The sequence below is a fragment of the Actinoplanes subglobosus genome (assembly GCF_042650585.1).
GTDB lineage: Bacteria > Actinomycetota > Actinomycetes > Mycobacteriales > Micromonosporaceae > Actinoplanes > Actinoplanes subglobosus.
The window spans coordinates 152,583-164,287 of record NZ_JBHSBL010000007.1 but is presented as its reverse complement, the minus strand read 5'-3'; the positions used below and the strand labels follow the sequence as shown (position 1 = coordinate 164,287).

At 70.7% G+C, this 11,705-nt stretch carries 13 protein-coding genes and 1 pseudogene; 9 read left to right on the top strand and 5 right to left on the bottom strand.

Annotation, left to right across the window (positions count from 1 at the left end):
• Positions 1-696, bottom strand: a pseudogene (locus ACFO0C_RS09700) (hypothetical protein); the annotation flags it as partial.
• 112 nt (positions 697-808) lie between these two features.
• Here ACFO0C_RS09700 and ACFO0C_RS09695 point away from each other — a divergent pair.
• From ACFO0C_RS09695 to ACFO0C_RS09680, 4 genes are read left to right on the top strand one after another with little or no spacing between them, the layout of a single operon-like run.
• Positions 809-1,177 carry a hypothetical protein gene (locus ACFO0C_RS09695; RefSeq protein WP_378066240.1) on the top strand — a complete coding sequence of 123 codons (369 nt, stop codon included), beginning with the start codon at positions 809-811 and terminating at the stop codon, positions 1,175-1,177.
• A gap of 2 nt (positions 1,178-1,179) precedes the next feature.
• Complete coding sequence (locus ACFO0C_RS09690) at positions 1,180-2,136, top strand: hypothetical protein (protein WP_378066239.1); 957 nt, start codon at positions 1,180-1,182, stop codon at positions 2,134-2,136.
• Between the two features lie 10 nt (positions 2,137-2,146).
• The gene (locus tag ACFO0C_RS09685) at positions 2,147-2,620 is read left to right on the top strand and encodes a hypothetical protein (protein WP_378066238.1); all 474 of its coding nucleotides are present in this window, start codon (positions 2,147-2,149) and stop codon (positions 2,618-2,620) included.
• Positions 2,617-3,444 (top strand): hypothetical protein, encoded by an 828-nt coding sequence (locus ACFO0C_RS09680; RefSeq protein WP_378066237.1) that lies wholly within the window; start codon positions 2,617-2,619, stop codon positions 3,442-3,444. Before ACFO0C_RS09685 ends, ACFO0C_RS09680 begins: the two co-directional genes overlap by 4 nt.
• Here the strand turns inward: ACFO0C_RS09680 and ACFO0C_RS09675 are convergent.
• Together ACFO0C_RS09675 and ACFO0C_RS09670 are read right to left on the bottom strand one after the other, a co-directional pair.
• Complete coding sequence (locus ACFO0C_RS09675; RefSeq protein WP_378066236.1) at positions 3,437-4,033, bottom strand: hypothetical protein; 597 nt, start codon at positions 4,031-4,033, stop codon at positions 3,437-3,439. The genes ACFO0C_RS09680 and ACFO0C_RS09675 overlap by 8 nt on opposite strands.
• A 164-nt stretch (positions 4,034-4,197) precedes the next feature.
• Entirely contained in the window at positions 4,198-4,662 is a 465-nt protein-coding gene (locus tag ACFO0C_RS09670; RefSeq protein WP_378066235.1) for an Asp23/Gls24 family envelope stress response protein, read from the bottom strand.
• Between the two features lie 159 nt (positions 4,663-4,821).
• Here ACFO0C_RS09670 and ACFO0C_RS09665 point away from each other — a divergent pair, with 159 nt between their 5' ends.
• From ACFO0C_RS09665 to ACFO0C_RS09655, 3 genes are all read left to right on the top strand, one after another.
• On the top strand, positions 4,822-5,181 hold the full coding sequence (locus ACFO0C_RS09665) for a PadR family transcriptional regulator (protein ID WP_378066234.1): 360 nt from the start codon (positions 4,822-4,824) through the stop codon (positions 5,179-5,181).
• Positions 5,178-6,164, top strand: a complete 987-nt coding sequence (locus ACFO0C_RS09660) for a permease prefix domain 1-containing protein (protein WP_378066233.1) — start codon at positions 5,178-5,180, stop codon at positions 6,162-6,164. Before ACFO0C_RS09665 ends, ACFO0C_RS09660 begins: the two co-directional genes overlap by 4 nt.
• 135 nt (positions 6,165-6,299) lie before the next feature.
• Positions 6,300-6,914 carry a hypothetical protein gene (locus ACFO0C_RS09655; protein WP_378066232.1) on the top strand — a complete coding sequence of 205 codons (615 nt, stop codon included), beginning with the start codon at positions 6,300-6,302 and terminating at the stop codon, positions 6,912-6,914.
• A 21-nt stretch (positions 6,915-6,935) separates the two neighbouring features.
• On the opposite strand, the gene ACFO0C_RS09650 is transcribed toward ACFO0C_RS09655, so the two are convergent.
• Positions 6,936-7,133 (bottom strand): hypothetical protein, encoded by a 198-nt coding sequence (locus ACFO0C_RS09650; RefSeq protein ID WP_378066231.1) that lies wholly within the window; start codon positions 7,131-7,133, stop codon positions 6,936-6,938.
• 98 nt (positions 7,134-7,231) lie between these two features.
• On the opposite strand from ACFO0C_RS09650, the gene ACFO0C_RS09645 reads away from it, so the two are divergent.
• Both ACFO0C_RS09645 and ACFO0C_RS09640 read left to right on the top strand, forming a co-directional pair.
• Positions 7,232-8,209 carry an AraC family transcriptional regulator gene (locus tag ACFO0C_RS09645; RefSeq protein WP_378066230.1) on the top strand — a complete coding sequence of 326 codons (978 nt, stop codon included), beginning with the start codon at positions 7,232-7,234 and terminating at the stop codon, positions 8,207-8,209.
• 56 nt (positions 8,210-8,265) lie between these two features.
• The gene (locus ACFO0C_RS09640) at positions 8,266-9,477 is read left to right on the top strand and encodes a S8 family peptidase (protein WP_378066229.1); all 1,212 of its coding nucleotides are present in this window, start codon (positions 8,266-8,268) and stop codon (positions 9,475-9,477) included.
• Here the strand turns inward: ACFO0C_RS09640 and ACFO0C_RS09635 are convergent.
• A complete protein-coding gene (locus ACFO0C_RS09635; RefSeq protein WP_378066228.1) occupies positions 9,459-11,690 on the bottom strand; it encodes a putative bifunctional diguanylate cyclase/phosphodiesterase in 2,232 nt (743 codons plus the stop codon). The genes ACFO0C_RS09640 and ACFO0C_RS09635 overlap by 19 nt on opposite strands.
• Positions 11,691-11,705: the final 15 nt, after the last annotated feature.

The following is an 11,705-nucleotide window of genomic DNA, read 5'->3' as shown; positions in this document are numbered from 1 at the left end:
GTGGAGGTCGGTGGCCCCTCCGGCCGGGGCCCGCCGCTGCTCGGGCGCCCGATATCCGGCGGGCCCCTCCCCGGCCTCGACCGCCGTCGTCGCCAGCCCCGCATCGCGCAGCCACATCCGGTCCCGCGACGCGAGCATCACTTCCGGCCGCAACGCGCGGTGCGCTCTGCCCGCTTCATGAAGACCCTCGAGGGTACGCCCGACAAGCGCCATTCCACGCAGGACGTCTGCGAGGACCGGCCCAGGCCACGGTGGGCGCCCGTGGAGTTCGGGCAGCGCCACTCCCGGAGGCATCCCGGTGGCGAAGGTGAACGCCTCCCGCTCGTCCACCCGGAAGACGACGCGGGGAAGCCCGGTGACGGCATCGTGCAGCCGCGCCTCGGCTTTCAGCTCGCTACGCCGCCGCTCGGCACAGTCCCCGGCCCGAACCACTTCGAGCCGGTTGAGCCGAACCTCCCGCGACCGCACACTCCCCTGCCGGGCATCGGCCCGCACCACCCGGAACGACCCGTCCGGCGCAACGGTCCCCTCAAGCCCCCGAACACGGAAGATCTCATTCCCGGCCCGGATCTCCCGCCGCCCCGAATACATATCGACACCAGTCGACAACACCCGGTCACCATAGGTTCCCGAATCCCATTCGGCAACACCCGGTAATGGCGCGATCACGATCCTGTCGCGAGAATCCAGGGACACCCATCGAGGCTCCGCTTACGGATAGTGAACAGGGAGGGCGTTCACCGAACCGATCAGACGTCCGACGGCGTACACGATGGACAGGAGCCACCGTCAACGGGGAGTGATCATCGTGGCCGAGCAGAGTCTCAACCTCACCGCCGACCTCGCCAATCTGCACGAAGCCGGCGCGATCTATCTGCCGCTGGTCGCCGACCAGTTCGCCGGCGCCCGGCAGCAGCTGGGAGTCAACGAGGCGCAGGACGACCGTTTCTGGCGGCCCGCGGAATTCATGGGTGGCGGCAACGGCCCGGTTCAGAAGGCCCTCGCGAACATGCGGGACACGATGGCCGCGGTCCTGCTGGACAGCGAGACGAACATGCGGGACACCGGCCGTGCGCTCGTCACGGCGGCGCAGATCTACGGGGACGAGGACGCACTGAACGCCGAACTGATCAGGCGTGGGCTCGAACCTCCCGCCGGCACACCGGGGCAGGGCTGACGATGGGCGCGTCCTTCACCTACGAGACGGTCTTCTACGCGGGGCTGGTGACACTGCAACAGAAGGCACGGGTGCTGAGCTATCGCGAGCTCGCCCTTCCCGACACCCTGGAGAACGCGACCCTCACGCCGCAGCAGCAGGAATGGGTCGCGATCGTCGAGGACCAGGTCTCGATCGTGCCGCGGGTGTTCGCCGCGTTCCGCGACATCCCCCGGCCCGAAGACTTCCAGGCTTCCGTGGACAGCCTGATGAACTGCGCCGACAAGGTCATGACGATCCAGAACGCGCCGAATCCCACCGAGGTCCCGCAGCCCAACCGTGGGCAGAACTTCTCGCTCGCCCAGACCGTCGGCGACTTCCTGTCCGAGTGGACCGGTGACGCGGCCCGCGAGTTCAAGCGTGATTACACCGATCGCCTGCCGTTCCAGCTGGCGGCACAGTTCAACATGTTGGTGCTGTGCGCCAAGCTGATCGAGCAGGAGCAGGTGATCTGGCGCGAGGCGGCCGGGAACGTGGCCGACATGATCAACACGGCCATCGACATGCTCGACTACCTCCTGGACAACTGTGACAAGGCGACGGCGACGGTCCTGCTGACAGCCGTCGCCGGGATCGCGACGATTGCGGCGGCGCCCGTCACCGGCCCCTCGCTGGCGATTCTGCTCGGCACCATCGACGCGGGAGCCTCGGTCGGCGCCACGCTGCTGAAGGACGATCCCCCGAAACCGGTCGGATTCGACGCCGCGACCGCGACGCAGGTGATCCTCGAGGTGACGCAGTGCGCGACCGACCTGATCACCCAGATCTACGAGCAGGAGTCGAAGATCGCGCAGGTCCTGTACCAGGCCGCGTCCCACGTGCTGTCGGACCGCACATCGTTCGTGCCGAAGAGCCCACAACTGGTGACCGGCCAGGGGCTGCCCGTCAACGACCCGGGTTACCTGGGTGCCAACGATTGAGGAGCGCGCGATGGGCCCCACGGAGGAGATCCACGTGTACGCGACCGCACCGGGCGGCGGCGTGCACGGCGAGATCCGGGGCCGGGACAGGGTGGACGTCTACTTCTCGACCGGCACCTACGACCGCTCGTCGGAGACCGAACTGGAACGCCGGCTCGAAGGCCTGGCCCGGCTCCTGTGGGCGGCTTCCGAACGGGCCCGGCGCAGCCGGCACCCGGAGGTCGCCGGTGGCGGCCGGGAAACCGACCGGGATCGCCTGTTCTTCGAGCAACGCGATGCCCTGACAGCCGAGGGCCGCTCCGACGACGACCGGATCACCATCACCGTCCAGGGTATGCGGCGGTGGCGGGTCCGGATCGCCGACGACACCCTTCGCGCCGTGCGTGAACGCGACTTCTGTGCCGCTGTCCAGGTCGCCGCGTCGCGGCTGATCGCGGACCAGTTGGCGCAGGTCATCCAATTAAGGGGACGGATCTACCGATGAGACGCTGGTATCTGGTGGCCGCGGCACTGCTCGCGGTGGTGGTGGCGGCCACGGGCACGTGGTTCGCGCTGCGCCCGGAGGACGCGAAGCCGGGCGCCGCATCCTGCGCGAACCCTGCCGCTCCGGGAACGGAGAAGAGCCCGGCGACCGGCGGCGGTATCCCGGCCCCCGGCGGCGGCGGGCTCACGATCGTCGAGGGCGGCTTCGCCCAGGTCCAGGACGGCGGCCAGGTCAGTGTGGGCGCGGTCATCGAGAACAACAGCCGGCAGGTCGCCTACCACACCCGCTTCACGCTGCGGGCGACGGCGGCCGGTGGGGCCACCGCACTCCGGCCGGGTCAGCAGCTACTCATCGAGATTCCCTTCATCCGGCCCGGTCAGCGGGCGATCGCCGGCAACGTCGCCGCGGTGAACGGCGCCCAGAAGGTGGCCGACGCACGCATCGATCTCGTCGAGACGCGGTGGGCGCCCGAGTCGGACACGGAGTCGTTCCCGAGCATCGTCACCGTGCTGGACACCGCGGAACCGCCCGCTCGTGACGCCCCGAACGTCCCGCTCCAGGTCACCTCGAACTCCTGCGGTGAACTCGCGCAGCGCGGCGCGATGCTGATCTACCGGAACGGGGGTGGGCGGCTCGTCGGCGGCGTCTACAACCGGGACAGGTACCCCGGCGAGCGGTGCTCGCCCGGCACCCAGGCCACCCGGATCCGGACGTTCTGGGAGGCGCCACCGGATGCGGATCCGAGCCGGAGCGAGGCGGCCGTCCTCTGCGATGTGGCGGGCTTCGTCCCGGATCCGCGGGAGAGTGACCAGCCCGTCAACTGAAGCGGCTGCCGCAGAATCTGACCAGCTCGTCGGAGGCGTTGGGGTCTATCCACTCGAAGGTGCCGCGTAACAGGTCGGCCCTCTGGTCGACGGTGTTCACGGCGGCTGTCAGTTCGCCCCAGGGCATCGTCACGTGGAGCAGGGTTCGCTCTATGCCGTACGGCAGGGAGGGGAGGTTGTCGTCGGTTGTCGCCCTCAGCAGCAGGCCCGTGGTGGAGATGTCCTCGACGCGGCCGGTGAGCGGGACCAGGCGGCGGCCGTCGACGTTCTCGATCTGGGCTGTTCCGACGGCGGGGTAGGTGCCCGGCCGGCGGGTGGAGGAACGCCTCTGGACCACGTCGGTGGGGGCGTCGCCGATGACGGTCAGCTGGTCGTTGCGGAGTTCGGCCTCCACCCAGGTGACGCCGGCGGAGGTGACCAGTTCGAGGATGCCGATCCGGCGGACACCGGGGCCGTCGAGGCTGAGTACCGGGATCGCGGGCAGGTCGGTGAGGAACGGTGCGGACACGTCGGCGAGGGAGACGAGGACGATGCCCTGCGTACCCGGGCAGCGCAGCGTGAGGCTGCTCCCCGCCGGCACGGTGATCATCATTCCCCCCGGTGAGACACCGCCGACGAGACCCCGCCGACAGACCGCACGTTACCGGCGCCGCGACACCACTTCCGGGAATATCCGAAATGTCGGATATGCGCCAAGGGTGGGCCTGGGCGGGGAGGCGACGCCGCAAGGACGCTGAATCCGACGCCGCGGCGTCAGTGCTCCGACAGCTGGATGTCGTCGACCTTGACGGTGCACTCGCTGACGTGGAGGCCGTATCGCTCGACGGCCTCGATCACCACGGTCCGGACCGCGGCGGTCACGTCGGCCACCACCTCGCCCGCGGAGATCACCAGGATGACGGTGATCTCGACGTCGGTGCCGTCCACCTTGGCCCACACGCCGCGCGTGGCGTCGCCGACCTTGTCCAGGCCGATCTTGTCGAGGACCGAGTTGAAGAACCGGGCCACGTCACCGCCGAGCTCGACGACGCCGGGCACCGACCGGGCCGCCGACGACGCAATCTTCTCGATCACCTCGCGCTCGAACTTGGTCTCGCCACGGTAGGCCGGGATCTCGATCACCTCGGCGCCGCCGTGCTGCGGCGGCACGGCCGGGACCACGGCCGACACGTAGAACTCCTGCGTCCGGTCAGCGTGGAACTCGGCCTCGTCACTCATATCCGTCCCTCTACCCAGCTCGATGCAGAACGGCCCCGAGCCTACTAGTGAAAGTTCCTCGATCCGATGCACACCACGGGCCGGATTCGGTACGGCACAAACGCGGCAACAATGACGTGCACGTTGCGATAGTGTGCGTCACACACTATGGTGAGTGACATGACAATGGATGCGACGCTCTCCAGTCACCTGCAGGAGCTGCGCCGCGGCACGGTCGTCGTCGCGAGTCTCACCGTGCTCCGCCAGCCGGGGTATGGGTATTCGCTGCTCGAAACGCTGAGCGCGGCCGGATTCGAGGTGGAGGCGAACACGCTCTACCCCCTGCTGCGGCGCCTGGAGTCCCAGGGCCTGCTGACCAGTGAGTGGAACACCGACGAGGCCCGGCCGCGGAAGTTCTACCGCACCACCGAGCAGGGCGACGCCATCACGGCGGCGCTGCGCGACGAGTGGGTGCGGCTGGACAAGGCGATCGGCGACCTGGACACCCCCGCCGGCACCGATTCAGGGAGCGACCTGTGACCACCCTCATCGACCGCTACGTCTTCACCGTGCTGCGCCGGGTCCCGGAGCAGCAGCGTTCCGACATCGAGCGCGAGCTGCGCACCTCCATCGACGACGCCGTCGACGCCCGGGTCGGTGGTGGCGAGTCCCCCGAGACCGCCGTCGAGCTGACCCTGCTGGAGCTCGGCGATCCGGACCGGCTGGCCGACGGCTACGCCGACCGGCCCCGTTACCTGATCGGCCCGGCCGTCTACCCGGCCTGGCGGCGGCTGCTGACGATGCTGCTGTCGGTGGTGCTCCCGGCCGTGGTGACGCTCGCCGTGGCGTTGCGGGCGCTGGGCGGCGCCACGTTCGGCGAGGTCGTCGGCACCGGGATCAGCACGCTGCTGAGCGTCGGCGCGCACATGACGTTCTGGTCGACGCTGACGTTCGCGCTGCTGGAGCGGGCCGGGGTGACCCGCGCCGGGCTGCCGCGCAAACCGTGGACGGTGGACGACCTGCCGCGGTACGAGCCGGGGTTCCTGACGCCGGCCCAGCTGTGGTCGGCGATCACCTGGCCGGTGCTGATGATCGCCGCCCTGATCCTGCAGCAGTTCGCGTTCACCGAGGAGCCCGTGCTGGATCCGGCGAATTGGGCTTTCTGGTGGCCGTACCTCATCGTGATCTTGATCTTGGAAGGTCTCTATGCGGTGTGGCTCTTCCGGCGCGGCGCCTGGTCGCACGCGGTGACCCTGGTCAACGCGGTCCTGGCGGTGCTCTTCACCGGCCCGATCGTGTGGCTGGCCGCGACCGGGCGATTCTTCAACCCGGCGTGGACCGCCACCCTGGACTGGACCGGCTCCGACCCGCTGACCTGGCTGACCGGCATCGTCATCGTCACGTTCGTGGCCGGTTCGGTCTACGACGTCGCCGAGACCGCCGTCCGCGCCGAGCGGGCCCGCCGCGGCCTGGCCACCGCGGTCCCCGGCACCGGCCGGGAGTATTCGAGCCCGCTCTCCTGACCGTTCCCGCAAAGCCTCATGTCGGAGGCCGGGGTGCCGATTCTCGCGGCACTACCGGAGAAGAACGGCCACGGACGGCCGGTCCTCGTAGTCCGGAAACCGCACACGGACGAGCGGGAAGGACTCGAATCCCCCATGACCCAGTTACCCGAACGCGCCTTTCCGGTGCGGGGCGACCGGTGGAAACCGTCGAACCCCCTACTGGAGAACGTGATCCGGAAGTACATCGACGAGGCCACACGTGAGGCGTGTGACACGACCGGCAACACCGGGACGATCACCGGCGGCGGCCTGGTTCTCGTCGGTTTCGGCATCATCCTGGCGATCGGCACCGGCAACCCGCTGGCGGCGATCTTCGCGATGATCGTGCTGGCCCTGGCCGGTCTCGCCTGGATGGGCGTCAAGGCGCCACCGCTCAATCTCGATCCCCTGCAGATCCTCGCGCCGATGGGTGGCCCCGGCAACCTGCCGGCCGGCTACCTGGTGCATCCGCTCGCCTGGAAGGCCGGCATGCCGGAGTACCTGAAGGGTGTCCCGGAGCGCCGCATGCGGATCGCCGTCGGCCTGTGCCGGGAGCACCCCGGCGCCGTCACCGACCTGCTGCGGATGGTGGAGCGGTCGGAGAGGTGGGTCGCCGAGTTCCAGCCCGGCAAGGACTTCAGCCCGCAGGGCCGCGACGCCGAGGTCGTGAAGTTCGCGAACCGCCTGATCGAGCACCAGAAGTTGAACGTCCCGGTGGCCGCCCGCTGACCACCGCGTACGCCCCCGGCATCACGCCGGGGGCGTTTCACGTTTCCCGCCCCGGCGGGCCCGGACGCGTTCGGTGGCCGCGCGCGCCTCGTTGCGGGCGTGCTCGGCCCGGCGCTGCAGGGCCGCCGCCAGGTTCGCGCGGCGGCCGGCACTTCGGCCCGCCTCGTCGGCGTACGCGGTGATCTCCGCGAGTCGCTCCTGCGAGTACATGGCTTCCATCGGGATGCCCCGAGGGGCCAGACTCAAGCAGGATGTGGCGGTCCGTGCGTTCGGCGCACCTCTGATGCGCGGCGGGCACTGTGCGGGAGGGGCTAGGCATGAGCGGCGCCACCGGGGGCGGGCCGGTCGCCCGGTCGGATGTGAGCACGACCGACATCGCCGCGGCTCACGAGTTCATGAGCAGTGTGTACGTAGATCACCTACCACGGCTGGCACTGCCCGGCGCGGATTTCGTGTTCCGGTCGCGGACCGTGGCGGCCGGCGAGGTGGCGATGAACCGGCTGAGTTACCGGGGCGCCGCCGAGACGGTGGCCGAGCCGTTCGACGCGGTGACGACGGCGGTGCTGTTCGACGGGTGGTACAGCGTCGGCACCGGCGGAGCGGTGCGCCGGTTCACGGCCGGTGACGCGCTGCTGGTGCCGCTGGGCGTGGAACTGGACGTGTCGTGGGCCGGTCTCGACCTGCAGACGGTCCGCCTCCCGCTGTCGGTGGTGGCCCGGGCGGCGCAGCGCCTGGGGGTGGAGCCGGTGGATTTCCGGTTCGACGGGCCGGCGCCGGTGTCGGAACGAATGAACCGGCACTGGATCGCGACGGTCGGTTTCGTCACGCGCGCGTTCGCCGGGCCGGACCCGGCGGTCACCCATCCGCTGGTGTACGCGGCCGCCCTGGACACGCTGGCCGCGGCGGCGGTGGCGGCGTTCCCGAACACCACCATGACGGCCGGTTACACGCCCGGGCCGGGCCGGGTCCCGCCGGCCGTGGTGCGGCGGGCGCTGGCGTACATCGACGCGCACGCCGCCGAGCCGATCACGGTGGAGGACATCGCCGAGGCGTCCGGGATCGGGGTCCGCGGGCTCCAGGCGGCGTTCGCGCGGCACGGCGACCGGACGCCGATGCAGTGCCTGCGGCAGGCCCGGATGGCCGGGGCCCACCGGGAGCTGCGGGCCGGCGACCCGTCCCGCGGTGACACGGTGGCCGTTATCGCACGACGGTGGGGGTTCGCCACGCCGGGCCGGTTCGCCGCCGGATATCGCGAGATCTACGGCCGGCTGCCGGGCCACACGCTGCGGACCTGACCCGCAAAGCATTCACAGTCGTCGATCCTCCTGTTAGCGTCACGGGACGTGGTTGCATGACCACCCACCGTCGGGAGGTTCTCTTGCACACAGCCGTACGCCGTAGCGCCGCCACCGCGGCCGCCGTCATCCTGTCCGTCCTCGGGCTGTCCACCGGCGCCCAGGCCGCCCCGCCGGAGGCCGACGTCCTCGCGGTTCCGGGCGCCGAAGTCGTCGAGGACAGCTACATCGTCGTCCTCAAGCAGGGCCGGACCGCCCGTGCCGTCGCCGCCGGCCACGAGGCGACGGTGCTGCACACGTACACCCGCGCCTTCAACGGTTTCGCCGCGACCATGACGTCGCGCACCGCGCGGCAGGTCGCCGCCGACCCGGATGTCGCGTTCGTGCAGCCCAACGTGATCCACCGGATCTCGGACACGCAGAACAACCCGCCGTCCTGGGGCCTGGACCGCATCGACCAGCGCAACCGCCCGGTCAACGCCGCCTACACCTACTCGACGACCGCGTCCAACGTGCACGCCTACGTCATCGACACCGGCATCCGCACCACCCACCAGGACTTCGGCGGCCGCGCCACCAGCGGGTTCGACGCCGTCGACGGCGGCACCGCCGACGACTGCAACGGTCACGGCACGCACGTCGCCGGAACCGTCGGCGGCACCTCCTACGGCGTCGCCAAGGGCGTGCGACTCGTCGCGGTCCGGGTCCTCAACTGCGAGGGCAGCGGCACGACCGCGCAGGTCGCGGCCGGCATCGAATGGGTCACCGCGAACGCCGTCAAACCGGCCGTGGCCAACATGAGCCTCGGCGGCAGCGCCGACACCGTCCTCGACAACGCCGTCAGCGCGTCGATCAACTCGGGTGTCAGCTACGCCATCGCCGCCGGCAACGGCTTCCTCGGCCTGTTCGCGCTGGACGCCTGCACCCAGTCACCGGCCCGGGTGCCAGCCGCCATCACCGTGTCGGCCACCAACAGCAGCGACGCGAAACCCTCCTGGGCCAACCGCGGCACCTGCGTCGACGTCTTCGCGCCCGGCATCAGCATCCCGTCGACGTGGAACACCAACGACACCGCCACCAACACCATCAGCGGTACGTCGATGGCCGCACCCCACGTGGCCGGGGCGGCCGCCCTGTATCTGGCCGGTCACCCCTCCGACACCCCGGCGCAGGTGCACGCGGCGATCGTCGGCAACGCCACCACCGGGGTCGTGACCAGCCCCGGAACCGGATCACCGAACCGGCTGCTCTACACCGCGGCCTTCTGAGCGATCTCCCGCTCCAGCAGCCAGGCCGTGGTCGTGGCGGCGTCCTGCGGGCGAGCGATCCCGTAACCCTGCGCCAGATCGCACCCGTACCCGCGGAGCCGCTCGAAGATGTCCGCGTCCTCCACTCCCTCGGCGACGATCCGCATGCCGAGGGAGTGGGCCAGCTGCACCGTGCTGTGCACGATCGCCGCGCTGCGCGGGTCGGTGCCGCAGCGGCTCACGAACGCCCGGTCCAGTTTCAGGTCGTCGACCGGCAGCACCTGCAGATAGCTGAGGCTGGAGTAGCCGGTGCCGTAGTCGTCGACGGCCAACCGGATACCCATCTCCCGCAACCGGCCGAGCAGCAGCAACGCGTTGTCGGCGTCGGTCATCAGCACACTCTCGGTGACCTCCAGCTCCAGCGCCTCCGGCGGCAGGCCGTACCGGCGCAGCAGCGCACCCACCCGGTCGGGGAAGGCCGGATCGCGCAGGTCGGAGACGGACAGATTCACCGCGACCGGCACAGCCAGACCCTGGTCGTACCAGGCACGGCTCTGCCGGCACGCCAGGTCGAGGACCACCGTGGTGATCCGGCCCATCAGGTCGGCGCTCTCCGCCGTGTAGAGGAACGCGTCCGGATAGACCGTCCCCCGCACCGGATGCTCCCAGCGGACCAGCGCCTCCACCCCGGCCACCCGGGCGCCCGCGTCGACGGTCACCTTCGGCTGGTAGTGCAGGACCAGCTCACCGCGGTCCAGCCCGGCCCGCAACTCCTCCAGCATGGTGAGCCGGGCCCGGGCGTGGTCGTCGAGACCGGTCGCGAACACCGGGCCGGCGCCGTGGCCGGTCTTCGCCGCATACATCGCCACGTCGGCCCGCCGCAGCAGCGTCGACCGGTCGGTGCCGTCGTCGGGACAGATGGCGATCCCGATGCTCGCGTCGACGTGCAGGTCCACCTCCGGCAGCACGAACGACTCCCGCAACGCCGACAGCACCCCGGCGACGATCCCGGCCGCCTCCGCCCGGCCGGTCCCCGGCATGATCATCCCGAACTCGTCACCGCCGAGCCGGGCCAGCAGCACATCGGTGCCCAGCGACTCCCGCATCCGGGTGCCCACCAGCCGCAGCAGCGTGTCGCCGACGTCGTGCCCGAAACTGTCGTTGACCTCCTTGAACCGGTCCAGGTCGAGGTAGGCGACGGCCAGCCGCGGATCGGGCCGCTCCAGCTCCCGCTCCAGCCGCTCGACGAAGAACCGACGGTTCGCCAGCCCGGTCAGCTCGTCGGTGCGGGCCAGGCGGCGGGCCGCACCGAGCGCCTCCGCGGTACGGACACTCGCCATCATCCGCACCAGGGCCGCCGTCACCGCGACCGCGGCGAGCAGGCTGCTGATCGGCTCGGAATGCTGCCCGGACAGCGCCGCCCACAGCAGCAGGCCCATGCAGCAGACCGCCAGACCGGCCGGAACCGCGGTGCTCAGCAGCACACTCGGCTGGGCCGCGCGTGACCGGCTGTCCGGCTGCCGGGCCGCCACCGCCAGCAGGACCATGCCCGCGATCCACATCATGTCGAAGGCCGCCGGGATCTCGACGCCCTCCCAGAGCAGCACCATGCTGACCGTGTCGGCCACCGCGAACAGGCCCATCCCGGCGATCAGCAGTCCCAGCACCCGGTCGGCGCGCCAGCCGCACAGCGCCCACGCGCCGAGCAGACAGCCGGTGACGGCGATGTCGGAGATCGGGTAGGCGGCGTTCACCAGCACGCCGACCACCGTCGAATGCGGGGCCGGCTCGACCGCCGCGAGCACCGGCACCGACACCAGCGACGCGACGGCGGTCGACGCGATCACCCCGTCCAGCCAGGCCGGGGCGCTGATCCGGGGCAGCCGGTGGCGCAGCATCAGCACCAGCGCGATCCCGAAACACGGGTAGAAGGCCAGCCACAGCGGGTCGGCCGGGCTGGCCAGCGGGTCCGGGTCGAGATCCCGGACGAACAGCCACCAGTAGAGGTTGCCGGAGGCGTAGGCGGTCAGGCCCGCCGCCAGGAAACCCCAGGCCCGCCGCAACGGGCCGGGGGTACGCCAGGCCACGACCGCGACCATCAGGCCGGGCATCAGGTAGAGGACGTTGTGCAGCAGGCCGGCGGCGGTTCCGTCAGAGACACCCAGGAGGTAGACCACCACCTGGGCCGTCACGAGGACGCCGAGACCCCACCACGCCAGCCGCTCCCTCCACACGCCGGCTCCTATCGG